Annotated in this window: 18 protein-coding genes; 11 read left to right on the forward strand and 7 right to left on the reverse strand. The window is 58.6% G+C overall.

From position 1 onward, the window contains the following. Nucleotides 1-175 precede the first annotated feature (175 nt). The 6 genes from topA to rpmG all read left to right on the forward strand — a co-directional run bounded on the left by topA (nucleotide 176) and on the right by rpmG (nucleotide 7,801). Nucleotides 176-2,842 (forward strand): type I DNA topoisomerase, encoded by a 2,667-nt coding sequence (topA, locus tag MRBLMR1_RS08355; protein ID WP_148147991.1) that lies wholly within the window; start codon nucleotides 176-178, stop codon nucleotides 2,840-2,842. A 68-nt stretch (nucleotides 2,843-2,910) separates the two neighbouring features. Further along, nucleotides 2,911-5,229, forward strand: coding sequence for a ribonuclease R (rnr, locus tag MRBLMR1_RS08360; RefSeq protein ID WP_500064107.1), 2,319 nt, complete (start codon nucleotides 2,911-2,913; stop codon nucleotides 5,227-5,229). A 4-nt stretch (nucleotides 5,230-5,233) separates the two neighbouring features. After that, nucleotides 5,234-5,668, forward strand: a complete 435-nt coding sequence (locus tag MRBLMR1_RS08365) for a DUF983 domain-containing protein (RefSeq protein ID WP_183826898.1) — start codon at nucleotides 5,234-5,236, stop codon at nucleotides 5,666-5,668. Continuing rightward, a complete protein-coding gene (locus MRBLMR1_RS08370) occupies nucleotides 5,665-6,348 on the forward strand; it encodes an NUDIX hydrolase (RefSeq protein ID WP_500064082.1) in 684 nt (227 codons plus the stop codon). The genes MRBLMR1_RS08365 and MRBLMR1_RS08370 overlap by 4 nt, the downstream gene beginning before the upstream one ends. A 10-nt stretch (nucleotides 6,349-6,358) precedes the next feature. After that, nucleotides 6,359-7,543, forward strand: coding sequence for an MFS transporter (locus MRBLMR1_RS08375; RefSeq protein ID WP_500064083.1), 1,185 nt, complete (start codon nucleotides 6,359-6,361; stop codon nucleotides 7,541-7,543). Between the two features lie 90 nt (nucleotides 7,544-7,633). After that, nucleotides 7,634-7,801 carry a 50S ribosomal protein L33 gene (gene rpmG / locus MRBLMR1_RS08380; RefSeq protein ID WP_112457312.1) on the forward strand — a complete coding sequence of 56 codons (168 nt, stop codon included), beginning with the start codon at nucleotides 7,634-7,636 and terminating at the stop codon, nucleotides 7,799-7,801. A gap of 744 nt (nucleotides 7,802-8,545) precedes the next feature. Here the strand turns inward: rpmG and MRBLMR1_RS08385 are convergent. Then, nucleotides 8,546-9,916, reverse strand: a complete 1,371-nt coding sequence (locus MRBLMR1_RS08385; RefSeq protein WP_500064084.1) for a PleD family two-component system response regulator — start codon at nucleotides 9,914-9,916, stop codon at nucleotides 8,546-8,548. A gap of 16 nt (nucleotides 9,917-9,932) precedes the next feature. Next, nucleotides 9,933-10,304 (reverse strand): response regulator, encoded by a 372-nt coding sequence (locus MRBLMR1_RS08390; RefSeq protein ID WP_093003064.1) that lies wholly within the window; start codon nucleotides 10,302-10,304, stop codon nucleotides 9,933-9,935. Between the two features lie 131 nt (nucleotides 10,305-10,435). Here MRBLMR1_RS08390 and MRBLMR1_RS08395 point away from each other — a divergent pair, with 131 nt between their 5' ends. The 4 genes from MRBLMR1_RS08395 (at nucleotide 10,436) to MRBLMR1_RS08410 (ending at nucleotide 14,261) form a co-directional block, all read left to right on the forward strand. Then, a complete protein-coding gene (locus MRBLMR1_RS08395; protein ID WP_148147986.1) occupies nucleotides 10,436-10,744 on the forward strand; it encodes a DUF3572 domain-containing protein in 309 nt (102 codons plus the stop codon). A 1-nt stretch (nucleotide 10,745) separates the two neighbouring features. Beyond that, on the forward strand, nucleotides 10,746-11,387 hold the full coding sequence (locus MRBLMR1_RS08400; RefSeq protein WP_206825155.1) for a hypothetical protein: 642 nt from the start codon (nucleotides 10,746-10,748) through the stop codon (nucleotides 11,385-11,387). Nucleotides 11,388-11,504: 117 nt separating this feature from the next. After that, the gene (locus MRBLMR1_RS08405) at nucleotides 11,505-12,791 is read left to right on the forward strand and encodes a DNA polymerase IV (RefSeq protein ID WP_500064085.1); all 1,287 of its coding nucleotides are present in this window, start codon (nucleotides 11,505-11,507) and stop codon (nucleotides 12,789-12,791) included. 138 nt (nucleotides 12,792-12,929) lie between these two features. Continuing rightward, the gene (locus tag MRBLMR1_RS08410; RefSeq protein ID WP_500064086.1) at nucleotides 12,930-14,261 is read left to right on the forward strand and encodes a L,D-transpeptidase family protein; all 1,332 of its coding nucleotides are present in this window, start codon (nucleotides 12,930-12,932) and stop codon (nucleotides 14,259-14,261) included. Nucleotides 14,262-14,549: 288 nt separating this feature from the next. On the opposite strand, the gene MRBLMR1_RS08415 is transcribed toward MRBLMR1_RS08410, so the two are convergent. After that, nucleotides 14,550-15,137, reverse strand: coding sequence for a hypothetical protein (locus MRBLMR1_RS08415; protein ID WP_148147982.1), 588 nt, complete (start codon nucleotides 15,135-15,137; stop codon nucleotides 14,550-14,552). Nucleotides 15,138-15,401: 264 nt separating this feature from the next. On the opposite strand from MRBLMR1_RS08415, the gene MRBLMR1_RS08420 reads away from it, so the two are divergent. Continuing rightward, nucleotides 15,402-16,586 (forward strand): GGDEF domain-containing protein, encoded by a 1,185-nt coding sequence (locus tag MRBLMR1_RS08420; RefSeq protein ID WP_500064087.1) that lies wholly within the window; start codon nucleotides 15,402-15,404, stop codon nucleotides 16,584-16,586. Between the two features lie 55 nt (nucleotides 16,587-16,641). On the opposite strand, the gene dnaE is transcribed toward MRBLMR1_RS08420, so the two are convergent. The 4 genes from dnaE to proS all read right to left on the reverse strand — a co-directional run bounded on the left by dnaE (nucleotide 16,642) and on the right by proS (nucleotide 24,525). After that, nucleotides 16,642-20,136 carry a DNA polymerase III subunit alpha gene (gene dnaE, locus MRBLMR1_RS08425; protein WP_148147980.1) on the reverse strand — a complete coding sequence of 1,165 codons (3,495 nt, stop codon included), beginning with the start codon at nucleotides 20,134-20,136 and terminating at the stop codon, nucleotides 16,642-16,644. A gap of 960 nt (nucleotides 20,137-21,096) precedes the next feature. After that, entirely contained in the window at nucleotides 21,097-21,783 is a 687-nt protein-coding gene (locus MRBLMR1_RS08430) for an ABC transporter ATP-binding protein (RefSeq protein WP_148147979.1), read from the reverse strand. A gap of 14 nt (nucleotides 21,784-21,797) precedes the next feature. Next, the gene (locus MRBLMR1_RS08435; protein WP_148147978.1) at nucleotides 21,798-23,105 is read right to left on the reverse strand and encodes a lipoprotein-releasing ABC transporter permease subunit; all 1,308 of its coding nucleotides are present in this window, start codon (nucleotides 23,103-23,105) and stop codon (nucleotides 21,798-21,800) included. Between the two features lie 97 nt (nucleotides 23,106-23,202). Further along, a complete protein-coding gene (proS, locus tag MRBLMR1_RS08440; protein WP_148147977.1) occupies nucleotides 23,203-24,525 on the reverse strand; it encodes a proline--tRNA ligase in 1,323 nt (440 codons plus the stop codon). Nucleotides 24,526-24,816: the final 291 nt, after the last annotated feature.

The raw sequence follows: 24,816 nt of genomic DNA on the forward strand, positions 1-24,816 counted from the left end.
TTTGAAATATTCATGATTGCAAGTCCGATTAAAGCATCCACCGATTGCATCCTTCGAAATGTGCTAATTTCACTTAAGCCCTTGACCGCGGGACAAACGCCCTCCATGTCGGGAAGCAAATCTCCGCCTGGACCGAATGCGGTGCCGGGCCCTGCTCTATTACAGAGAACCGAAAATGAATGTTGTCGTTGTAGAATCTCCCGCCAAAGCCAAGACGATCAATAAGTATCTGGGCTCGGGTTATAAGGTTCTCGCATCCTTTGGCCACGTCCGCGATCTTCCCGCGAAAGACGGCTCCGTGCTTCCCGATCAGGATTTCGAAATGTCCTGGGAGGTCGACAGCGCGTCGCAGAAACGCATGAAGGACATCGCCGATGCCGTAAAAGGCTCCGACGGCCTGTTTCTCGCGACCGACCCGGATCGCGAAGGTGAAGCCATTTCCTGGCACGTTCTCGATCTCCTGAAGAAGAAGAAGGTGCTCGGCGACAAGCCGGTAAAGCGCGTCGTCTTCAACGCCATCACCAAAAAGGCCGTGCTCGACGCGATGGCCGCTCCGCGCGATATCGACGTGCCGCTGGTCGACGCCTATCTGGCCCGCCGTGCACTCGACTATCTCGTCGGCTTCAACCTGTCGCCGGTCCTGTGGCGCAAGCTGCCGGGCGCACGGTCCGCCGGTCGTGTGCAATCCGTGGCGCTGCGCCTTGTCTGCGATCGCGAAAACGAGATCGAGCGTTTCGTTTCGGAAGAATACTGGAACCTCTCGGCTCTCCTGAAGACACCACGCGGCGATGAGTTCGAGGCCAAGCTTGTGTCTGCCGATGGCAAGCGCCTGGCACCGCGCGCAGTCAAGACGGGCGATGATGCCAACCGGCTGAAGGCCCTGCTCGAAGGCGCAAGCTTTGTGGTCGACAGCGTCGAGGCGAAGCCTGTCAAGCGCAATCCCGGCCCGCCTTTCACCACTTCGAGCCTGCAGCAGGCAGCTTCGTCGAATATCGGCTTCAACGCATCGCGTACCATGCAGGTGGCGCAGAAGCTTTATGAAGGCATCGATATCGGCGGCGAGACGGTCGGTCTCATTACCTATATGCGTACCGACGGCGTGCAGATGGCGCCCGAAGCGATCGATGCAGCCCGCGCGGCCATCGTCGATCAGTTCGGCAACCGCTATCTGCCGGAAAAGCCGCGTTTTTATTCCACCAAGGCAAAGAACGCCCAGGAAGCGCACGAAGCGATCCGCCCGACCGACTTCAATCGCACACCGGATCAGGTGAGGAAATTCCTCGATGCCGACCAGGCGCGGCTTTACGAACTGATCTGGAAGCGCGGTATCGCCAGCCAGATGGCGTCCGCCGAGATGGAACGCACGACGGTCGAAATCCTCGCCTCCAATGGCGCGGACAAAGCCGGCCTTCGCGCCGTCGGCTCGGTCGTCCGTTTCGACGGCTTCTTGAGCGCCTACATGGATCGTCGCGACGAAGACGAAAAGTCGGAGGATGACGACGAGGATGGTCGCCTGCCGGAGATCAATGCGCGCGAAAATCTCGCCAAGCAGAAAATCAATTCCAGCCAGCACTTCACCGAGCCGCCGCCGCGTTATTCGGAAGCTTCGCTGATCAAGAAGATGGAAGAGCTCGGCATCGGCCGCCCGTCCACCTATGCCGCGACGCTTAAGACGCTGTCCGACCGCGAATATGTGGTGACCGAAAAGCGCAAGCTGATCCCGCATTCCAAGGGTCGTCTCGTCACAGCCTTCCTCGAGAACTTCTTCACCAAGTATGTGGAATACGATTTCACTGCCGATCTGGAAGAGAAGCTCGACAGGATCTCCGCCGGCGAGCTCGACTGGAAACAGGTCCTGCGCGATTTCTGGCAGGATTTCTTCGCCCAGATCGAAGACACCAAGGAACTGCGTGTCACCAACGTGCTCGATGCGCTGAACGAGGCACTGGCTCCGCTCGTCTTCCCGAAGCGCGAGGACGGCTCCGACCCGCGTATCTGCCAAGTCTGCGGCACCGGCAACCTGTCGCTCAAGCTCGGAAAATACGGCGCTTTCGTCGGCTGCTCAAACTATCCCGAATGCAATTTCACTCGTCAGCTTTCGTCTGACGGCAATGAAGCTGAAGCATCCGGCCTCAACGAACCCAAGGCGCTCGGGGCAGATCCGCATACCGGCGAAGAACTGACACTGCGCTCGGGCCGTTTCGGGCCTTACATCCAGCGCGGCGAAGGCAAAGAAGCCAAGCGCTCCTCGCTGCCGAAGGGCTGGAGGCCGGAAGACATCGACCATGAAAAGGCGCTGGCGCTGATCAACCTGCCGCGCGACGTGGGTCAGAACCCGGAAACCGGGAAGATGATCTCGGCGGGCCTCGGCCGCTACGGGCCGTTCCTGCTGCATGATGGCACCTATGCCAACCTGGAAAGCATCGAGGACGTATTTTCGATCGGCCTGAACCGCGCTGTCACCGTGCTGGCCGAAAAGGCAGCCAAGGGTCCGGGCGGGCGCGGCCGCGGCACGCCGGCAGCGCTCAAGGAACTCGGAGACCATCCGGATGGCGGCGCAGTCACTGTTCGTGACGGGAAATACGGCCCTTACGTCAACTGGGGCAAGGTCAACGCGACACTGCCCAAGGGCATGGACCCGCAGTCGGTGACGATGGAACAGGCCATGGCGCTGATCATCGAAAAGGGTGGCAAGGCCTCTTCCGGAAAGGCCAAGGCAAAGCCGAAGAAGGCTGCTGCCAAGGCTGACGGCGAGACCAAGAAGGCGGCACCGAAGAAGGCGGCGGCCAAGAAGGCGCCGGCGAAGAAGACTGCCGCGAAAACAAAGAAGACGGATACGTGAGCGAAGAGCAGGACGACGACATCAGATCGCACCGGCAGCGGAAGCGGGCGGAGAGAGCCGAACGCGGCATGACCTCTGGTTCGGGGGCGACCGGTTCCAAGGGAAAACCTGCGATCATTCAGGGCGCCATCCCGCCGCGCGAAGTCCTGCTCGAATTCATCTCCGACAATCCGGACAAGGCCTCCAAGCGCGAGATTGCCAAGGCTTTCGGGCTGAAGGGAGAAACGCGCGTCGAGTTGAAGGACCTGCTTCGCCAGCTGGAAGACGAGGGTCTGGTCAACAAGAGCCGCAAATCCCTGTCGCGTCCCGGCGCCCTGCCCCCGGTCACGGTTCTCGACATCACCACCCGCGACAAGGATGGAGAATTGATCGGCCGTCCGGCGGAATGGCCGGAAGACCAGGGTGCGGCACCGGCCGTGCTGATCCGTCAGTCGTCGGAACAACGCGGCAAGGGTAAGGCCCCTGCCGCCGGCCTCAACGACCGAATTCTCGCAAAGATCTTCCCGAACAAGGATCGCACCGGTCCCGCCTATACGGCACGCGTCATCAAGGTGATCGACAAACGTCGCGGCGCCACCCTCGGCGTCGTGCACAAACTTGCCGATGGCGAGATCCGCCTCCTGCCGACAGACCGGCGCGGCGAGGAAATGGTGATCGAGCCCGATGGTCTGGGCGATGCCAAGCATGGCGATCTGGTCGAGAGCGAAACCGTACGTTCCGGTCGTTTCGGCCTGCCGCGCGCCCGTGTGCTCTCGGTCGTCGGATCCGTCGCGTCGGAAAAGGCGATCTCGATGATCGCCATCTATTCGCATGGTATCCCCCACATATTCCCAAAGCAGGTCATGGATGAGGCGGAAGAGGCCAAACCGGCCTCGATGTCGAAGCATGAAGACTGGCGCGACGTGCCGCTCGTCACGATCGACCCGGCCGATGCCAAGGACCATGACGACGCCGTCTATGCAGAGCCGGACACATCTGACGACAATCCGGGTGGCGTGATCGTCACCGTTGCGATCGCCGATGTCTCCTGGTATGTGCGCACTGGCTCGCCGCTCGACCGCGAAGCACTGAAGCGCGGCAACTCGGTCTACTTCCCCGATCGCGTCGTGCCGATGCTACCGGAGCGGATTTCCAACGATCTCTGCTCGCTGCGTGAGGGCGAGGACCGGCCAGCCATAGCCGTTCGCATGGTGTTCTCCAAGGAAGGCCGCAAGGCGGGCCACACCTTCCATCGCGTCATGATGAAGAGCGTAGCAAAGCTCTCCTACCAGCAGGCACAGGCGGCCATCGACGGCAAGCCGGACGACAAGACCGGGCCGCTGCTCGAGCCAATCCTGAAGCCGCTCTGGGCCGCCTACAAGATCATGAAGATCGGTCGCGACCGCCGCCAGCCGCTCGAACTCGACATGCCGGAGCGCAAGATCCTGCTGAAGTCCGACGGTACAGTCGACCGGGTTTTCGTGCCTGATCGCCTGGATGCGCACAAGCTCATCGAAGAGATGATGATCCAGGCGAATGTCTGTGCCGCCGAAACGCTGGAAAAGAAGCGCCAGGCGCTGATCTACCGCGCCCATGACGGCCCGTCGCTCGCCAAGCAGGAGACGCTGCGCGAGTTTCTGAATACGCTTGGCATCTCCATGGCCAAGGGCGGCAACATGCGCTCAAACTCGTTCAATGGCATCCTTTCGCAAGCGCAAGGCACGCCTCATCAGGTGATGGTCAACGAGATGGTGCTGCGCTCCCAGAGCCAAGCGGTCTATAGCCCGGACAATATCGGGCATTTCGGCCTCAACCTGATGAAATACGCGCATTTCACTTCACCGATCCGCCGTTACGCGGACCTTATCGTGCACCGCGCACTTGTCGGTTCGCTGGGGCTTGGCGAAGGCGGAATTACGCCAGCGGAAGAAGCGCAGCTCGACGATATCGCCGCCGAAATCTCGACATTCGAGCGCCGGGCGATGGCCGCCGAGCGCGACACGATCAACCGCCTCGTTGCCCATCACCTGGCGACACGGATCGGCGAGGAATTCGAAGGCCGCATTTCCGGCGTCACCAAGGCGGGCCTGTTCGTCTCGCTGCCCACCTATGGCGCAGACGGTTTCGTGCCTGTCTCGACAATCGGCAACGACTATTACATCTATGACGAGGCGCATCAGGCGCTAACGGGCGAGCGCTCGGGGCTCGGCTACCAGCTGGGCGATACGGTGGACGTGCGCCTGAAGGATGCCATTCCGCTTGCCGGCGCGCTGCAGTTCGAGATGCTGAGCGAAGGCAAGAAGCTTCCGACAGCAATGAGATCCTTCCACAAGGCGGGTCGGCGCAACAGGCCGGGCGGCGGACCCAAAAAACCGGGCACACGCCCTCCCCGCGGACGCAGGAGATAACAATATGGACGAGCGCGCCGGATCGACCATCCAATATGGCGGCAAAGGCGCGCCCGAACGTCCGCTAGGCCGCTCGATCAAACGCGGCCTTCTCTGCCGCTGCCCGAATTGCGGCGACGGCCGACTGTTCCGCGCCTTCCTCAAGCCGGTCGATCACTGCGCCGTCTGCGGCGAGGATTATACGCCGCAACGCGCCGACGACTTGCCGGCCTATCTCGTGATCGTCGTTGTCGGCCATGTGCTAATGACGGGCTACCTGCTGACCGACATGATCTGGCGCGTCTCCCCCTTCGTTCACATGGCGATCTGGATACCGCTTGCCGTGCTGACCGCAATCGCGACGGTTCAGCCTATCAAGGGCGGGGTCATTGGCCTGCAATGGGCCTACCGGATGCATGGGTTCAGCAAGGAGCCGGAGCACGGCGATCCTTCCGCATGAAGCCGACAGGCGCAGATGTCGCGGAGCCGGATGATCGTTTCGAGGGACCTAATCGCGTCCGCACGCAGGATGCGGCGTGCCTTATCCTTGTTGATCGCTCCGGCGCTCAACCAAAGATCCTGATGGGCCGTCGGGCGTCCAAGCACGTGTTCATGCCGGACGTATACGTGTTTCCCGGCGGGCGGCGCGACCGCGGCGACCATGCGCTACCCTTCAACAATGATCTCCACCCGCTAGTGATGGAGAGGCTGCAGGCCTACACATCCAGCCGCATGGGACCGGCACGCGCCAGGGCGCTCGCGCTTGCAGCGCTTCGCGAGTTGCAGGAGGAAACCGGCATACGGCCGGTCAATGCCGAAGGCCCCGATCTCGACATGTTACGTTATGTCGCGCGGGCGATAACCCCGCCGGGAGCCGTTCGCCGCTATGACACCCGCTTCTTTCTTGGGTTTTGCGAAGAGACTGTCTTCGACATGTCGCATTTCGGCGATACGGACGAACTTGAAGACTTGCAATGGCTTGACATTGCAGCGGTTTCCAGTCTGAAACTCGCGCGGATCACTCAGACGGTACTGGAGGACGTCAAGGACCTGTTGAAACTCGATCCTTCCGTCCCTTTTGGAAATCCCGTCCCCTTCTATTCGATGCGTCGCGGGCGCTTCGTCCAGACACTACTGTAAGGAAGAATGAATGCCGCAGCCTGCGACCGACGAAAACGGGCATGTCGAGAAAATCCACTGGCCGTCCCTCGTTGCTGCCATTGCGGCCATCAGCGCGGTCGGCATTGCGATCGGGCTCGGACTCCCACTTCTTTCGATAATTCTTGAAAAACGCGGCATCCCCTCGACGCTGATCGGCCTCAACGCGGCCATGGCCGGCGTCGCCTCGATGCTTGCGGCTCCGGTCACGACAAAGCTCGCGCATGACTATGGTGTGGCGCGTACGATGATGTTTGCCGTTGTCGTCGCTTCGATAAGCGGGCTCGGCTTCTATTATGCGCAATCCTTCTGGATGTGGTTCCCGCTGCGTTTCGCCTTCCACGGCGCGACGACCACGCTATTCATCCTGTCGGAGTTCTGGATCAACGAGGCGGCACCGCCGCGTCGCCGCGGTCTTGTGCTCGGCATCTATGCCACCGTGCTCGCAGTCGGCTTTGCAGTCGGCCCCCTGCTCTTCTCCGCGCTTGGCAGCGACGGCATCCTTCCCTTCCTGGTGGGCGCCATCATCATCCTGCTCGCGCTGATCCCGATCTTTATTGCACGGCACGAGAGCCCGGTCCTCGACACCAAGCCGGATCGCCATTTCTTCCACTACATCTTCCTCGTGCCGACGGCGACTGCCGCCGTGTTCGCCTTCGGCGCGGTTTCGGCCGGCGGGCTTTCGCTGTTCCCTATCTATGCACTACGCGAACAATTGCAGGAATCTCAGGCAGCCGTGCTTCTGACCGTGATGGGCATCGGAAACATGGCATTCCAGATCCCGCTCGGTCTCTATTCCGACAAACTGAAAGACCGCCGCCCGCTGCTCGCCGCAATGGCTGTTCTCGGTGTACTGGGCTCGCTCGCCCTGCCCATGCTCATCCACAACTGGCTACTCATGGCTGTCGTGCTGTTTTTCTGGGGCGGTTGCGTCTCCGGTCTCTATACGGTGGGCTTGGCGCATCTGGGTGCGCGACTCAGCGGAGCGGATCTTGCAGCGGCCAATGCAGCCTTCATTTTCTGTTATGCGGTCGGCACCGTGGTCGGTCCGCAGGGCATCGGGGCCGCCATGGATGTCGTCGGAAACGACGGTTATGCCTGGGCACTGGCCGCATTCTTCGGCTTTTACGTGCTGATTGCCCTGTGTCGTACGCTTTTCCAACCAAAACGGAGTTGACTTTTCGCGCGCGATTTGTAATTTCGCGCCAGATTTAGCTGGGGCGCACGCTGCGTCGACGGCTTCCTATTTTCTAGAGGCAGAACAACCATGGCGAAAGCTACGACCATCAAGATCAAGCTGCTGTCGACGGCTGACACCGGTTTCTTCTACGTCACCACGAAGAACAGCCGTACGTTCACGGACAAGATGACCAAGACCAAGTACGACCCGGTTGCCAAGAAGCACGTTGAATTCAAGGAAACCAAGATCAAGTAAGACTTGATCTGTAGGGTTTGAACAAGGCGCCGACCGCAAGGTCAGGCGCCTTTTCTTTTACCTGCTGATCTGCCGAATAGCGCGACTTAAGCCGAAACGAAAAAACGCCGCATCCCATCAGGAAGCGGCGTTTTGAATTTGGGGGTCGACCAGCCTGCAATAACGGCACGAGGAACCGCATTGGCATGCCTGCCGGTCGACCGACCCCACGACCCAGGAGATGCGGCGGACCTGAGCATCATGGGGTATGGCAGTGCCGCATATGGCACATATTTGTCGTTAGGTTCAAAATTGCGCAAAGGAAAAAGAAAATCAATAGATTCTTAACTGGGAGGAAAAAATGGATTCGCTGTTGGTTAAAATTTGCGCCTCACGGCGCCCAACAACTTAACGCTCGTCAATAGCAGTGAAGTAAAACCAACCTGAAAGTGGGTTGTTTTCTTGGCGGGTACAACCGCCACGGAATTAATTCCGCAGGAAAATGACATTCTGGCCCAACCGCCTACCGAATTACAAACAACTAAACTCGGATATGCTTTTCACCAAATTTCATCCGGGGATTTCAACCCATTGGAAACAGTGAAACTGCGTGCGGCATTTTGCACCGGCTCACTAGGCTCAAGAATTTCCAGATCGCCACAAAACTGTGATTTATTCCGTCTGTAAATCGCCACCACGGCACGGAACCATTGAACGAGATCAACCGCTTACGAAACGACTGTCATTTCTGTCGCCGATTCGTGATCAAGCCGCATTTGCAACGACGCGGTTTCGTCCGTCAGCTTTGGCCTTATAAAGCGCCTGATCGGCCTGCTTCAGCAATTGCTCCGGCGTGTCGGCATCTCCGGTGCTGCAGGAGAGGCCGAAAGATGCCGTCAGCTCGATTGCAGTTCCGGCATTTTTAAGTATGAACGGTGTCTTCTCGATGATGGCTCGCAGACGCTCTGCGACAGCAGCCGATGCTGTCGCATCCGTGTCCGGCATGACAACGACAAATTCTTCACCGCCGTACCGGCAGGCAAGATCTGCTCCTCGAACTGTCGAGCGAATCCGGGAGGCGAACTCGCGCAGCACGTCGTCACCAGCGTCGTGGCCGTATGTGTCGTTCACTGATTTGAACCGGTCGATATCCATGAGGCAGATCGACAGAGGGCGCGAACGAGCCGCGGCTCGGTTGAAGAGTATCTTCAGATGATTGTCGAGATATCGACGATTATTCAAACCCGTCAGGGCATCCGTGACGGCGAGCTCGATCGTGTGCTTGACGCTCATCCGCAGGCGATCGTTGTAACGCTTCCGCTTGATTTGGGTGAGCGTACGCGCCAGCAATTCATTCGGGTCGATCGGACGAACGATGTAGTCGTTGACGCCGAGATCGAGCGCGCGAACGATCATGTCCTCGGCACCGGCTTCGGCCACCAGCAGAATCGGCAGGAAGCGCGTCCGTTCCAGTGAACGTAGCTGAGAGCATAGGCGCAGGGGATCGTAGTCGTCGAAATTGGCATTGACGATGACAAGATCTAAACTGTTTTCCGCGGCTTCGAAGATCGCGGCCTGCGGATCAGACATCGCGACGACGTTGCAAACCGGCTTCAGCGCCTTGGTGATGCGCTCCTGCGAGCTTGCGCGACCGTCGACAAGCAAAATCTGGCCGATATCGTCGCGACCGTCTGCGCCCCTGAGTATATCCTCGATAACGAGGCTATGGGCAGTGTCGGCCCGAATTCGCAACTCGTCGCTCAGAGCCTTCAGGCGCACGAGGCTGCGAACGCGGGAGATCAGCTGCACGTCATTGACCGGCTTGGTGAGGAAATCGTCGGCACCGACCTTCAGCCCGCGTACACGGTCGGAAGGCTGGTCGAGGGCCGTCACCATCACGACGGGAATATGAGCCGTCTTGGGATTGGCCTTTAGACGCTCGCATACCTCGAAACCATCGATGCCGGGCATCATGATGTCGAGCAGTATCAAATCCAATGGGGTGCTTTCGCAGATCGCCAGTGCCTTGTAGCCGTCATCGGCCGTCAGCACGTCGAAATATTCGGCCAGCAGACGCGCTTCGAGAAGCTTCACATTGGCCGAAATGTCATCGACCACCAGTATCCGCGCTGTCATGCCCGTGCTCCCCGCATCATGCGTCGCCGAGGTAAGTCTTGATTGTTTCTATGAATTTCGGCACCGAGATCGGCTTGGAAACATAGGCTTCGCAACCACCCTGGCGAATGCGTTCCTCGTCCCCCTTCATGGCGAAGGCAGTTACGGCGATGACCGGGATGACATGAAGTTCGTCGTCTTCCTTTAGCCACTTGGTGACTTCCAGACCGGAAACTTCGGGCAGCTGGATATCCATCAGGATAAGATCGGGACGATGCTTGCGGGCGAGATCGAGCGCTTCCATGCCGTTTCGGGTCTGGATTGTTTCATAGCCCGACGCCTCGATCAGATCGCGGAAGAGCTTCATGTTCAGCTCGTTGTCTTCGACAATCATGACCCGTTTGGGCATTGCGATCCATTCCTCAAATCGCGCCTTCAAAAGCGTATGTTCGGTATATAAGCTCCAAAATGGTTGATTCCACTGAGCTCAGTTTCGCCAAGACTAGGGCCATTTGGTTGAGAAGAGGTAACTCCCGAACAATGCCGCCGAAAACGACCGAACAGGACGCCAGACGCGTCAACGCCGAAGAGACGGCTGCCGCGGTGCTTGGCTGGATGGCCGGCGAACCGGACATGATGCAGCGTTTTCTTGCGCTGTCCGGCGTGTCACCTGATCAGATACGGTCAGCCATATCAGATCCCGGCTTCCTAGCCGGCATGATCGACTTCGTGATGGGCCATGAACCGACATTGTTGGCATTCTGCGAAGCCACAGGGACCAAGCCAGAGACTGTCATTGCCGCGCATCATCATTATTCCGGTCCCTACATAGGTCCCGGAGACTTCTGAGATGAGCGAAATCCTCGACCTGTCCCATATCAGCCTGAAAGACAGGCCGCTGATCGTCTGCGACGTGGATGACGTGGTGCTGCAATTCTTTGCCCCGTTTGAACACTACCTGAAAAAGGATGGGCTGGAACTGCTGCCGCGTTCATTCAGGCTCACCGGCAATATCGTTACTGTCGGCACGGATGTCGCGGTCGAGGACATGGCGGTCAAACAGTTGATCGGTTCGTTCTTCGAGCAACAGGAAGAGTGGCAGACACCTTTCGATCTCGCGCTCGATACGCTGAATGCGCTTGGCGCCGATGCCGACGTGATGTTCCTCACCGCGATGCCGCCCCGCTACAGCGAATCAAGACGACGCCTGCTCGACCGGCTCGGCTTCGACTTTCCGCTTGTCGCAACGGAAGAACCGAAGGGACCGGTAATGCGACGCATCCATGGCGAACGCGCCCTGCCCTCAGTCTTCATCGACGACATGGCGCACAATCTTCATTCGGTGCGCGACCATGTCGACAACTGCCTTGTCCTGCACATGATGCCGGATTCCCCGCTGCATCTTCTGGCACCGAAGCCGGATGACGGCATTACAAGGGCGCTTGATTGGGCGCAGGCCGGAGATCTCATTCGCGCGCATATAGGCCGTTAATTCGTAACCGAGCAAAGCGGGCGTCCACCGGCAACAAACCATTGCAGACTTGCCTCATCCTCTTGAGTGCCAATCGATTGCGGCTTATCGTGCCGATGTTCAATCTTTGTTCCTGACATGACCTCTTCGGCCGACATAATTTTGGGTTTCTGTCGCGACTGCCTTGCCGAGCAGAAGGCGGAGACGCGCCGTTGCCGCAAATGCGGATCGCCCCGGCTTGTCTATCATCGTGAGCTTTACGATCTGACGCTGGCGCATATCGACTGCGACGCTTTTTATGCGACGATCGAAAAACGCGACAATCCGGAGCTTGCAGACAAGCCGGTGATTATCGGCGGCGGCAAGCGCGGTGTCGTATCGACCGCCTGCTACATCGCCCGCATCAGCGGCGTCAGATCAGCAATGCCGATGTTCAAGGCGCTGGAACTCTGCCCCAACGCCGTCGTCATACGCCCCGATATGGAAAAATATGTAAGCGTTGGCCGTCAGGTGCGGCAGATGATGATGGAGCTTACGCCCCTCGTTCAACCGCTTTCGATCGATGAGGCGTTTCTCGAACTTGCGGGAACCGAACGGCTGCATCGCGATCCGCCGGCACGTATCCTTGCCAAATTCGCAAAGCGAGTTGAAAGCCAACTCGGAATTTCGATTTCCATCGGGCTTTCCTATTGCAAGTTCCTTGCCAAGGTCGCTTCCGACCTGCAGAAACCGCGTGGTTTTTCCATCATCGGCGAGGCAGAAGCGAAGGATTTCCTAGCTCCTCGTCCCGTCACCACCATCTGGGGGGTCGGCAAGGCATTCAGCGCCACGCTGGAGGCCGATGGCATCCGCACGATCAGCCAGCTGCAGCAGATGGAGGAAGGCGACCTGATGCGCCGCTACGGCTCGATGGGCCAGCGTCTCTACAGGCTTTCCCGCGGAATGGACGAGCGCGAAGTGCATTTGAATGATGCGGCAAAGAGCGTTTCGGCCGAAACGACATTCTTCGAAGACATTTCCCGGCATGATGACCTCGTGCCTGTCCTGCGACGCCTTTCGGAAAAAGTGTCCGCACGCTTGAAGAAGCACGAGATCGCCGGTCATACGGTTGTGCTCAAGATGAAAACGACTGACTTCAAGAGCCGGACGCGCAACAGGCGGCTGGAAGACCCGACACAGCTTGCCGACCGCATCTTCCGCACCGGCCTTTCGCTGATGGAGAAGGAAACGGACGGCACGAAATTCCGCCTGCTCGGGATCGGGGTAACCGATCTTTGCGATCCGGCACTGGCAGACCCACCAGATCTCGTCGATCAACAGGCAGGGCGGCGGGCGGCGGCTGAAGCGGCAATGGACAAGCTGCGTGACAAGTTCGGCAAGGCGGCTGTCGAGACTGGTTACACGTTTGGCGACAAGCGTCGTTGAGCCACAAGAAGCGTGTCGGGAACTCATTTCGAAATCGCAGGAACGTGATGAATTGACACGATCCTGCCACTTTTCAGAAAATTTTCATTAAGTTTAACACGCTAAATTGCCGTCCATTGTAATGCGTAAGAGGTCTTCATGTTGCGTGGCGTTTTGTTCAGCCTCGGACTCCTGTCCGGGACCATCCTTTCTCAGTCTGCTTTTGCCGACACCGCAACGCTCCAGATCATCGTATCGAAAGACCAGCAGTCGATGACGGTCTATGACGGCGAAAAGGTCGTAACGACCACGAAGGTCTCTACCGGAAAAGCCGGACACACGACGCCGAGCGGAATCTTCTCGATTCTGGAGAAGCGCAAATACCATGAATCGAATATCTATTCGAACGCTCCCATGCCCTTCATGCAGCGCCTCACTTGGTCCGGTATCGCACTTCACGAAGGCAACGTGCCGAACTATCCGGCATCGCATGGCTGCGTTCGCATTCCGACCGGGACCGCCAAGGCGATCTACGACATGACGGAACGCGGCGTGCATGTGGTGATCGCCGATGCACCGGTGAAGCCGGTGAAAATCGAAAACGCCAACCTCTTCATGCCGTTGAAGCGTCTACCATCGGAACCGCTGTTTCCGAATGCCGATCTGCGACCGACCGCGATGAAAAAGGCCGCCGACGGATCCTACGATGTGGCAATGGCCGACACCGATCCTATGTCGACCGGTTCCTTGCAGGCAGTCGTTCCGGAAGATCCAGCGCCGCTGCGCATACTCATTCATCGTCGTGGCGCACGCGAAACCATGCTTGATATACAAACCCATCTAACGGATCTCGGCTTCGACGCTGGTGTTGCCGACGGGATTGCAGGGCCGATGACCCGTGATGCGATCGCCGCCTATAAGCGGTGGAAGGGTCTTCCGGCCAGCGGCACGATGATCAGCAAGGATTTTCTTGCTGCGCTCTATCATTCGGCCGGAGAAAAAGAGCCGCCGGCAGGTCAGATCCTCGTGCGCCGCAATTTCGAACCGCTGTTCGAGGCGCCTGTTGGCATCAAGCACCCGGAACAGGCTCTCGGCACTTATTTCTTCACAGCCGATCATCTTGAGCGGAATGCAGAGACCGCCGAGTGGCATGCGATCACGTTGAAGAACGAGATGAGCGCCGACGAAATGAAAGAGTTCGGCATCGACAAGCCGGCAGATTCAAGCATTCCCAACGCTGCGGCGATGGCACTCGATCGGGTAGACATTCCCAAGGACGTGCGTGAACGGATCGGCGAACTGATGGCAAACGGCACATCGCTGACCATTACGGACCAGGGTCTTGGTCCGGAAACCGGCAAAGGCACCGACTTCGTAACACTTACGCGCTCCCAGGCCAATATCGCTCAGGCAGGTCTCAACCAGAGCGAACCGAAACCCGCGCGCCGTTCGAAAAGAGAATCATATATCGGCGGTATCGGGCTGTATTGATTGCCAAAATCCGGACCAGCTTGTTTGCCTCGGTCTGAAACATGGTATCGCTTTGAAGCATGGAAGGCGACACCAAAGCTTTCAGCCGAGGCAGGCTAGACGAAAGTCGCAAGTCAAACCGTGCACTACGCCACATTGCGACCACGTTCACTTTCTACCTGAGCGGCATGGAAGTACCCCCGAAACCCGTGTCCCCCATGGGTGACGCTTCCATCAGTGTTGGACGGTTATGTGTTGTTTTTCTTCCATGACCGTCCTCCGGGTGGATGAACGGCATCAAACTATCCATCACAGAATATCGTAAAGCCTGACAATCCAGCTTACCTGATAGGCGATTGCGGCAACGACCAGAACCAGCTGGCCTCGTCTGGACCTGATGAACATCGCAATGATCGATATCGCGACAAACGCCGCCTGGCGAATGGGATATTCCATGCCAAGCGAGTGGAAATAGTCTTCACCCTTGGCCATGGTATCGCCGATATCAAGCAGGGCCGCAAAGGCAAGAAGCCCGAAAAACCAGCGTTTTCTTTGTTCGAAATAATCCTCGAAGCCCCTGTAGTCGGTCATCTGGTCGGGAAACAGCAAGGCTGTCAAAGCGGCGAAAATCATCGTGTAGAAGATCAGGAACCCGTAGAGCGGAAATGTCCAGACGGGGACGAACATCAGGTGAAACTCGTACCACCAGAAATGCACGATGGTGATGAGCAGAAAGACGACCCAGCCGAGATGAACCGGATAGACCTTGATCGTTCCCGGGTGCTGGACGAAACGCGTCAGGCCATTGACGAGACGCGCAAGGCTCAGCGCCAGAACCATGCCGATGATGGTGCGCACATGTCCGAAATATTCAGCATGGGTCGGCGGGAGTTCCATGCGATCGCCCTCTGTTTCAGCCGTCCGGCATGATCGTAGCATTCCCTGCGCCGGGCAAGCGGCGAGACGCGATCAGACATCCCTCGACATGAGAGCCCACGGGCACTCACCGGACGGATCGCCGCAGAGCAATCTTGGAAAGGGCATATCTGCTAATTGATTGCTGATCGCCGATCGATATAACCGGCAAAAAACATTTGCCTATTGTTCAGGAAACAGCGCTCCAGAGTACAAGAACGCGATCCTGACTGCCGTGATGGATTGATGAACGGTGTAGCTTTTTTCCTGGGCGTGAATTTCGTCGTTGCGGTTTGCTTCAGCGCGGTCTTCGCCGTTGTTGCCACCCGAAGCCGCTCGCGCCGGGCTGCGCTCTGGCTGGCGGCAGGGTTCGGCGTCGCATCACTGTCTGCGGTCTGCGAGCTTCTGGTCGCTTATACGGACACCCCAAAGATATGGGCAATTGGTGCATTCGCGACGGTTCTGATCGGCATGATGCTGCTGCGGATCGGAATTGGACATCTCTATGGGCGCAGGCTCGACAAGCGTATCGCTGCGGCTTTCGTCAGCGCAAGCATCATCTTGTGTTATGTGATCTATGACATGCCCCGCGGAACGCTGATACAGGCTGTCTCCTATCAGAGCCCGTTCGCAATCGTGCTTCTCGACAGCGCCTTTGTCATCCTCGCCTCCCGCGGGCGGCAGATGATCGATCGCTTTCTCGGAATGCTCACGCTGTTCACCGGCCTGCATTTCTTTGCCAAGGCCGGTCTGGCAGTTCTGGTCGGCGCAGGCTCTGCCGCCAAAGACTACATTCACACCAACTACGCGCTGATCTCACAGAGTGCCACGGCCATCTTGGTGGTGGCCGTGGGACTGACGCTGCTTGCGGCTCTGGTGCTTGAGATCATGGCGGATCAGCGCAGTGAGTCGGAGAAGGACACCCTGTCAGCGATCGCCAACAGGCGCGGGTTCAACCGGCAGGTTCAATCCATCCTAAGTGCAGCATCGCATGGCAAACATGCCGTCATTCTCTGCGACCTCGACCATTTCAAGCGCATCAACGACACCTATGGGCATCATGTGGGAGACATGGTGATCCAGAGCTTTGGGCAATTGATGAACGACAGCGCGCCCAAGAGGGCAGCACTCGGCCGCATCGGCGGCGAGGAGTTCGCGATATTCTTGCCCGACACCGATATCAGCGCCGCGGCGCTGTTTGCTCAGGCGCTGCGGGCCGCAACAATGACATTGCCCGATCTGCCCGATGGCCTGATCGTCACCGCGAGTTTCGGCGTATCTCCCGTGACCTCGGCTGCCAGACTGGCCGAGGCCTACCGGCAGGCGGACCAGGCGCTTTATGCGGCGAAGAATGCCGGGCGTAATCAGGTCAAGCTCACGGGCCTCGACGAGGCCGAGGCAAGTGAACTGCATGGAGAAAGCCGTCTCTAGGATCGGTTTCCACGAACGCTCAGCTCTTTCCGGTCAGCCAAAGTAACCGAGCCTGCTACTGGACGAGTTCGACATCCAGCACACCGGGCGCGGCCTTGAGTGCAGCTGCCATTTCCGGCGAGAGCCGATATCTCTGCGTAAGCTCCACCTCGATCTCGCGGCGGCCGTCTTCCTTGATGACAATGAAATAAACCAGGCCTTCGCCACGCATGTTCAGATGGTTGGCGACGGTCTTCAGCGGTCCTGCATCTCGAACAAAGACACGCAGTGCCTTCTGCATACGGATCGACTGTTCTTCCAGCGACTGAGCCGTCTGGATGCGCAGGCCGATGCCTTCCGGCCGCTCGTCAGCCTGGACGGTGATGACCAGCGACCTGCCGGGTTCGAGCAGGTCTCGGTATTGCGCCAATGCCTCGGAAAACAGCACCGCTTCGAACTGGCCGGATGAGTCCGAAAAAGTGATGATGCCCATCTTGTTGCCGGTCTTGGTCTTGCGCTCCTGCCGACCTGTCACCGTACCGGCCAGACGCCCGGCGGTCGCTCCCTGGCGGACAGAGGCAGCAAAATCGGCAAAGGTCTGCACCCTGAGTTTCGACAGGACATCCTTGTAGGTATCGAGCGGGTGGGCCGACAGATAGAAGCCGAGAACCTGATATTCGCGCATCAGCATTTCCGACGGCATCCACGGATTGAATGTCGGCAGGATCAGTTTTTCGGGGCCGCTGCTGGAGCCGGAGCCGAAGAAATCGGACTGGCCTGAGACCTTCTCTTCCTGCGCGCGCTGCGCATAACCGATGATCCGGTCGAGACCAGCGATCAACTGGGCTCGGTCATGGCCGAAGCAATCGAAAGCACCAGCGGAAATCAGGCTTTCCAGAACGCGGCGGTTGATCTGCTTGGGGTCGATCCGCATGCAGAAATCCTCGATGCCGGCGAAAGGCTTATCGCCGCGGACTTCCGTGATGTGCTCGACAGCCGATTCACCGACGCCCTTGATGGCGGCGAGTGCATAATAAATCTTCGCCTCGCCCGTCTCGAAATGGCGGAACGAGGTCTGAACCGACGGCGGGAAAACCTTGATACCGAGACGGCCGGCATCCTCGCGAAAATCGTTGAGCTTTTCGGAGTTGGCCATATCGTAGGTCATGGTCGCGGCGAGGAACTCGACCGGATAATGCGCCTTCATATAGGCCGTTTGGTAGGAGACGATAGCGTAGGCTGCGGCGTGAGACTTGTTGAAGCCGTAGTTGGCGAACTTGGCGAGCAGTTCGAAAATGTTCTTCGCCTGCGGCTTCGATACGCCGTTCTTGACGGCGCCATCGACAAAGCGCTCGCTCTGCTTGTCCATCTCCTCCTTGATCTTCTTACCCATGGCGCGGCGCAGAAGATCGGCCTCGCCGAGCGAATAACCCGACAGGACCTGGGCGATCTGCATGACCTGCTCTTGGTAGACGATAACGCCCTGGGTCTCCTTCAAGAGGTAGTCGATCGACGGATGGACCGACTCGATCTCTTCCTCGCCATGCTTGCGGGCGTTATAGGTCGGGATGTTCTCCATCGGACCCGGACGATAAAGCGCCACGAGCGCGATGATGTCCTCGATACAGTCGGGCTTCATGCCGATCAGCGCCTTGCGCATACCGGCACTTTCCACCTGGAACACGCCGACCGTTTCGCCGCGCGACAGCATTTCATAGGTCAGCTTGTCGTCGAGCGGGATCTTTGCCAGATCGACACGGATGTCGCGCTTGCGGCAGAAGTCCACCGCTGTTTTCAGCACGGTGAGCGTCTTAAGGCCTAGGAAGTCGAACTTGACGAGGCCGGCCTGCTCGACCCATTTCATGTTGAACTGGGTGACCGGCATGTCCGAGCGCGGGTCTCGATACATCGGCACCAGTTTCGACAGCGGGCGATCGCCGATGACGATACCGGCGGCGTGGGTCGAGGCGTGACGGTACAGGCCTTCGATCTTCTGGGCGATATCGAGAAGACGGCCGACGACCGGCTCTTTATCCACCTCTTCCTGGAATTTCGGCTCTTCCTCTATCGCCTTTGACAGCGGAGTCGGGTTGGCAGGGTTGTTCGGCACCAGCTTGCAGATGCGGTCGACCTGGCCATAGGGCATTTCCAGCACGCGGCCGACGTCGCGCAATGCCGCGCGCGCCTGCAGCGAACCGAAGGTGATGATCTGCGCCACCTGCTCTCGGCCATATTTCTGCTGCACGTAGCGGATCACCTCTTCGCGGCGATCCTGGCAGAAGTCGATGTCGAAATCGGGCATCGAGACGCGTTCCGGATTGAGGAAGCGTTCGAACAGAAGCGAGAAGCGCAGCGGGTCGACATCGGTGATGGTCAGTGCATAGGCTACCAGCGATCCTGCACCGGAACCACGGCCCGGACCGACCGGGATATTGTGCTGCTTCGCCCATTTGATGAAGTCGGCAACGATAAGGAAGTATCCCGGAAACTTCATCCGTTCGATGATCGACAGTTCGAAATCGAGACGTTCGCGATAATCCTTCTCGGTGAAACCGGCACTCAGCCCAAGTTCTTCGAGCCGATGATCGAGCCCCTCGACCGCCTGGCGACGAAGCTCGGCCGCTTCCTTGCGTTCGTCCTCCTCCGGATGATCACTGACGCCGGTGAAACGCGGCAGGATGGGATTGCGTGTCTTCAGGATGAAGGAGCAGCGGCGGGCGATCTCGACGGTGTTTTCCAGCGCTTCGGGCAGGTCGGCGAAAAGCTTCGCCATTTCGGCGCGGCTTTTCAGGTAATGATCCGGTGTGAGGCGAAAGCGGCTGTCGTCGGAAACGATCGCGCCATGGGCAACCGCCATCAGCGCATCATGGGCATCGTAATCAGCCTTGGAGGGAAAGAAGGCCTCGTTGGTCGCGACCAACGGGATATCGTGCTCATAGGCGAGATCGACCATGCGATGCTCATGGCGGCGATCATAATTGCCGTGTCGCTGCAGTTCGAGATAGAGCCTGTCGCCAAACAGGGTTTTAAGGCGCAACAGTCTTTCGACAGCCAGGCCCGCATGCCCTTCCTTGACCGCCCGATCCACCGGGCCGGAAGCGGCGCCGGTCAATGCGATCAGACCTGCAGTGCCAAGCTCATCCAGCCAGGAGGCGCAAATATGGGTTTCGCTTACCCCTTCGCCGCCGAGATAGGCCCGGCTGACGAGATCGACCAGCCGTTCATAGCCTTCGGCATTGGCGGCGAGGAGGACGATGGCGGGCAGCTTGGCGAGCTGGTTGCCGCGACGATCCTCTTCCTGGTCCTGCATGTCGATCGACAGCTGGCATCCAATGATCGGCTGCAGACCGTCGCCCGTCGCCTTCTGGGCGAATTCAAGCGCAACAAAAAGATTGTTGGTATCGGTGATGGCGATCGCGGGTTGATTGTCCGCGACGGCCTTGCCGAGGACCTTCTTGAGCGGAAGCGCACCTTCGAGCAGCGAGTAGGCCGAATGCAGGCGCAGATGGACGAATTGCGGGGTCTCCCCGAGGATTTCGTCTGCCGATCCTGTCTTTGCCTGTTCCGCCATGTCTATCGCCATACCTGTGATTCAATCGCTCTATTTTCAGGCGCGCGACGACTCAAGTCCAGTTTTGAATTCACCGCTCAACGGTTTTCGGCAGCGCATTCCAGAGGCGGCGGCGCCCGGCGCGGGCGCCGAAGCAAGGTTACATCGCAATCATCAACATCGACAGCGTGGCGACGAAGGTTGCGATGGACGCGAAAGCGGCAATATCACGAAGAAGGTCAGTCATCGTTGTCTCCCGTGTTCGTTATGTTTTTAATTTGTTCTCTTTTTGTACGGGAGTCAATAACGGAACAAAAAGGAAACGAATTTTGCGCCATATCCCCGCCCCGATAGTAAACACTTTCCTAAAGCGGACAGACTTGAAGACGGATTTCGCCCTCGGTGCCTAGGCTTCTTGTTTCGGCCGGGACAGGTCGTCTGCCTCGAATTGAATTTTTTTCTATGTGACGCTCGGCGTGTCCCGTTCGGTGTGTTTTTCGGCGCAACTCCGGTCCGTCAGCGGCGGTTGGGCGTCCGGCAGGGATGTGTGCGACACACGCACGCCTTATTCAGGGGCAGGCCATTTCTGCGCAGCCCGTGTGATCTGCATGCATAAGGGCGGGTCACCCGGTCACTGGTTCCGCCTCGCCTGTTATGCGGACCGGTGTAGCCGAAGCGGCACGGGGCATTGTAGGCACGGGCTTTGAGTGCAGGGATGGAAGATTGGTAAGTGGTTGGGATTGTTGGAGCGGGAGGGAGAAACGTCCCCGGGCGTGAATAGCCCCTCTCTCGCAATTTATGAAACCTAGTCTTTGGCTAGGATTTCGACATTGCTTTCTCTCCCGCAAGGGGAGGGAAACAATCGCGGCGCTAAGAAAATCAGCGCTTAGCCGAAAGGCTAAGTGCTAGACTTCTTAAGGAGAGGGGCAAGGTCTCCGAGCCGTTACTACCTCACAGTTGATAGCAGGAGCCAAGCAATCCTCAGAACTCCACCACCTTACCGGCTTCCAGCGTAACCCGGCGGTCCATGCGGGCGGCGAGTTCGTGGTTGTGGGTGGCGATTAGGGCGGCAAGGCCAGACTGGCGGACCAGGGCCTCCAGCGCGTCGAAGACGTAGGATGCGGTCTTCGGATCGAGATTGCCGGTCGGTTCGTCGGCCAGAAGCACGCGTGGCGCATTGGCAACCGCGCGGGCGATCGCGACACGCTGCTGCTCGCCGCCGGAGAGTTCCGCCGGACGGTGTTCGGCGCGATGGCCGATGCGCATGTAATCGAGAAGCTGGGCTGCCCTCTCCTTCGCCTCGGCCTTGGACAGGCCGCCGATCAGCTGCGGCATCATGATATTCTCGATCGCCGAGAATTCCGGCAGGAGATGGTGGAACTGGTAGACGAAGCCGATTTCCGAGCGACGGATGGCGGTGCGCTGGTCGTCCGGCAAATCGTTGCACGAGCGGCCGCCGACAAAGACTTCGCCACTATCTGGATGTTCGAGCAGGCCTGCCAAGTGCAGGAGAGTCGACTTGCCTGTACCCGAAGGCGCTACGAGTGCGACGATCTCGCCCGTTCTCAGCTCGAAATCGGCGCCTTTCAGAATAGAAAGCGTCGTTTCTCCCTGGCCATAATGACGTTCGACATTTGCAAGCTTCAATACGGATTTACGCGGTGCCATGAGGTGATGGGATCCTATTCGTAGCGAAGCGCCTGGACAGGATCGAGCCTGGAGGCTCGCCATGCCGGGAAAATGGTGGCGATGAAGGATAGGACCAGCGCCATGGTGACGACGGAAACGGTCTCGCTGACACTCATTTCAGCGGGCAATTCGCTCAAGAAATAGAGTTCCGGGTTGAAGAGAACGGTGCCGGAAAGCCAGGAAAAGAACTGCCGGATACTTTCGATATTGAGACAGACGACAACCCCGAGGACGACGCCCGCAAGCGTGCCAACAAGACCGATCGCTGCCCCCGTCATGAAGAAGATGCGCATGATCGCGCCGGAACTTGCCCCCATGGTGCGCAGGATGGCGATGTCGGAGCCTTTGTCCTTTACCAGCATGATCAGGCCGGAAATGATGTTCAAGGCAGCGACAAGCACGATCAGCGTCAGGATCATGAACATGACGTTGCGTTCGACCTGCAGCGCCGAGAAGAAGGTCTGGTTGCGCTGGCGCCAGTCGGTGATGAAGATCTGACGGCCGGCGGCCTCCTCTATCTTCGGGCGCAGCTCATCCACGGCTTCCGGGTCGTTGATGAACAGCTCGATCGACTGAACGATGCCTTCGGCATTGAAATAGAGCTGCGATTCTTCGAGCGGCATGTAGATGATCGTCGCATCATATTCCGACATGCCGATCTCGAAGATGCCCGAGATCGTGTAGGACTTGACGCGTGGATTGACGCCCATCGGGGTTACATCGCCTTCAGGCGAGATCAGCGTGATCTGGTCGCCGGCATTCAGCCCGAGTTGTGCCGCAAGCCGGGACCCGACCAGAACGCCCTGCCCCGAGGCAAACCCGACGATATCGCCCTGCTTGATATTGCCGGCGACCTCGGTGAGCTTTTCCAGATCCTCGGCGCGGACACCACGGACCAGCGCGCCGGAACCTGCGCCACCGCGACCGGAGGCAAGCGTCTGGCCTTCAACCAGCGGCAGGGCCATCTTTACGCCCGGCACGGCTGAAAATTTCTTTGTCAGTTCGGCGTAATCATTCAGCGGCGTGTCGACCGGCTGGACGATCATGTGGCCGTTGATGCCGAGGATGCGGGAAATCAGCTCGGTGCGGAAACCGTTCATCACCGCCATGACGATGATGAGGGTGGCAACCCCCAGCATGATGCCGATGAAGGAAAACCCGGCGATGACCGAGATATAGGCTTCCTTGCGGCGCGAGCGCAGGTAACGCCAGGCAACCATGCGCTCGAAGCCTGAAAAGGCGCCGGCACTCGGAGCCTTTTCGACTTTCTGCTTTTCTTGACCCGCCGCGACGCTTGCCATTCACGTTTCCTCGTCTTGATCGGCGCCGGATCAGGCCATTCCGGCCTGTCCAGCACCCAATTCTGTCATCCGGCCGGAAATCCGAACGGCAGTATTATCAGCCGGTTGCCCGGTTCAGTGCAGCCTCGAGCGTCATCACTTCGCGGGCACCGGTCTTGCGGTCCTTCACCTCGACCTCGCCTGCGGCTGCAGAGCGCGGGCCGACGATGATCTGGACCGGCACGCCGATGAGATCGGCAGTGGCGAACTTGGTGCCGGCGCGATCGTCGCTGTCGTCATAAAGCACGTCCTTGCCGGCATTGCCGAGCGAGGCGTAGAGCTTTTCCGAGATAGTGTCGCAGGCGGCATCGCCCGGCTTCATGTTGATCACCACGACATCGAAGGGCGCGACCGATTCGGGCCAGATGATGCCGTTCTCGTCATGCGATGCTTCGATGATGGCGGGAACAAGGCGGGTCGGGCCGATACCGTAGGAACCCATGTGGACAGGATGTTCCTTGCCGTCCGGTCCCTGAACCTTGGCGCCCATCGGTTCGGAATATTTGGTGCCGAAATAGAAGATGTGGCCGACCTCGATGCCACGGGCGGACAGGCGGTCGCTTTCCGGTATCGCGTTGAAAGCTGCCTCGTCGTGCATTTCCGAGGTTGCGGCATAGACCGAGGTCCACTTGTCGAAGATCGACTGCAGGCCGGCGACATCGTCGAAATCGGTATTTTCCGCCGGGGTTTCGAAATCGGTGAAGGCCTTGTGGCTGAAGACTTCCGATTCACCGGTATCGGCCAGGATGATGAACTCGTGGCTGTGGTTGCCGCCGATCGGGCCGGTATCGGCACGCATCGGGATCGCGCGCATTCCGAGCCGCGCAAATGTGCGCAGGTAAGCGACGAACATCTTGTTATAGGAATGGATCGCGTCTTCGCGGGTCAGGTCGAAGGAATAGGCATCCTTCATCAGGAATTCGCGCGAGCGCATAGTGCCGAAACGCGGACGGATCTCGTCGCGGAACTTCAGCTGGATATGATAGAGGTTGAGCGGCAGGTTCTTGTAGGATTTCACATAGGACCGGAAGATGTCGGTGACCATTTCCTCGTTGGTCGGGCCGTAGAGCATCGGGCGCTCCTGGCGGTCCTTGATGCGCAGCATTTCCTTGCCGTAAGCCTCGTAACGACCGCTTTCCTGCCAAAGCTCAGCGGACTGCAGCGTCGGCATCGACAACTCGATGGCACCAGCGCGGTTCTGCTCTTCGCGGATGATGGCGTTGACCTTGTCCAGCACCTTCTTGCCGAGCGGCAGCCAGGAATAGATGCCCTGGCTCTGCTGGCGGACCATGCCCGCGCGCAGCATCAGACGGTGGGAGACGATTTCCGCTTCCTTGGGATTTTCCTTCAGGATGGGCATAAAATAGCGGGACAGGCGCATGGTGATTTCCGACTTTTGACTGGCCTCCCGCATCTCGCAGGAATCGGCCGATTTGAAGACCATTTGCGTGGCTTATTACCGGTTCCCAGACGCCAAGGAAACCCGGCTCCTATCGAAAAGCCGGTGGATGACCGAAGCGAAAATCGGCAAGGACTTGCGGAAGATGTGATTTTCGTGAAGGCAGGGGTGCGACAAATGCGCCAAAGGCAATTTTTTCCACACCTGTCACAAAAATACAAAAAAAGAGGATGACAAAGCCCAACCTATGAGCTAGTTTCAGCCCATAAAACA

The organism is Neorhizobium sp. LMR1-1-1.1 (assembly GCF_040675795.1).
Taxonomy (GTDB): domain Bacteria; phylum Pseudomonadota; class Alphaproteobacteria; order Rhizobiales; family Rhizobiaceae; genus Neorhizobium; species Neorhizobium cellulosilyticum.

Bases quoted from the DNA above. Each gene is read 5' to 3' on its own strand.
- dnaE (WP_148147980.1), bottom strand. From the start codon at position 20,136: ATGGCGGAACAGGCAAAGACAGGATCGGCAGACGAAATCCTCGGGGAG.
- proS (WP_148147977.1), bottom strand. From the start codon at position 24,525: ATGCGCCTGTCCCGCTATTTTATGCCCATCCTGAAGGAAAATCCCAAG.
- MRBLMR1_RS08375 (WP_500064083.1), top strand. From the start codon at position 6,359: ATGCCGCAGCCTGCGACCGACGAAAACGGGCATGTCGAGAAAATCCAC.
- topA (WP_148147991.1), top strand. From the start codon at position 176: ATGAATGTTGTCGTTGTAGAATCTCCCGCCAAAGCCAAGACGATCAAT.
- MRBLMR1_RS08390 (WP_093003064.1), bottom strand. From the start codon at position 10,304: ATGCCCAAACGGGTCATGATTGTCGAAGACAACGAGCTGAACATGAAG.
- MRBLMR1_RS08385 (WP_500064084.1), bottom strand. From the start codon at position 9,916: ATGACAGCGCGGATACTGGTGGTCGATGACATTTCGGCCAATGTGAAG.
- MRBLMR1_RS08420 (WP_500064087.1), top strand. From the start codon at position 15,402: ATGAACGGTGTAGCTTTTTTCCTGGGCGTGAATTTCGTCGTTGCGGTT.
- rnr (WP_500064107.1), top strand. From the start codon at position 2,911: ATGACCTCTGGTTCGGGGGCGACCGGTTCCAAGGGAAAACCTGCGATC.
- MRBLMR1_RS08400 (WP_206825155.1), top strand. From the start codon at position 10,746: ATGAGCGAAATCCTCGACCTGTCCCATATCAGCCTGAAAGACAGGCCG.
- MRBLMR1_RS08405 (WP_500064085.1), top strand. From the start codon at position 11,505: ATGACCTCTTCGGCCGACATAATTTTGGGTTTCTGTCGCGACTGCCTT.
- MRBLMR1_RS08430 (WP_148147979.1), bottom strand. From the start codon at position 21,783: ATGGCACCGCGTAAATCCGTATTGAAGCTTGCAAATGTCGAACGTCAT.
- MRBLMR1_RS08435 (WP_148147978.1), bottom strand. From the start codon at position 23,105: ATGGCAAGCGTCGCGGCGGGTCAAGAAAAGCAGAAAGTCGAAAAGGCT.
- MRBLMR1_RS08410 (WP_500064086.1), top strand. From the start codon at position 12,930: ATGTTGCGTGGCGTTTTGTTCAGCCTCGGACTCCTGTCCGGGACCATC.
- MRBLMR1_RS08395 (WP_148147986.1), top strand. From the start codon at position 10,436: ATGCCGCCGAAAACGACCGAACAGGACGCCAGACGCGTCAACGCCGAA.
- MRBLMR1_RS08415 (WP_148147982.1), bottom strand. From the start codon at position 15,137: ATGGAACTCCCGCCGACCCATGCTGAATATTTCGGACATGTGCGCACC.
- MRBLMR1_RS08370 (WP_500064082.1), top strand. From the start codon at position 5,665: ATGAAGCCGACAGGCGCAGATGTCGCGGAGCCGGATGATCGTTTCGAG.
- rpmG (WP_112457312.1), top strand. From the start codon at position 7,634: ATGGCGAAAGCTACGACCATCAAGATCAAGCTGCTGTCGACGGCTGAC.
- MRBLMR1_RS08365 (WP_183826898.1), top strand. From the start codon at position 5,234: ATGGACGAGCGCGCCGGATCGACCATCCAATATGGCGGCAAAGGCGCG.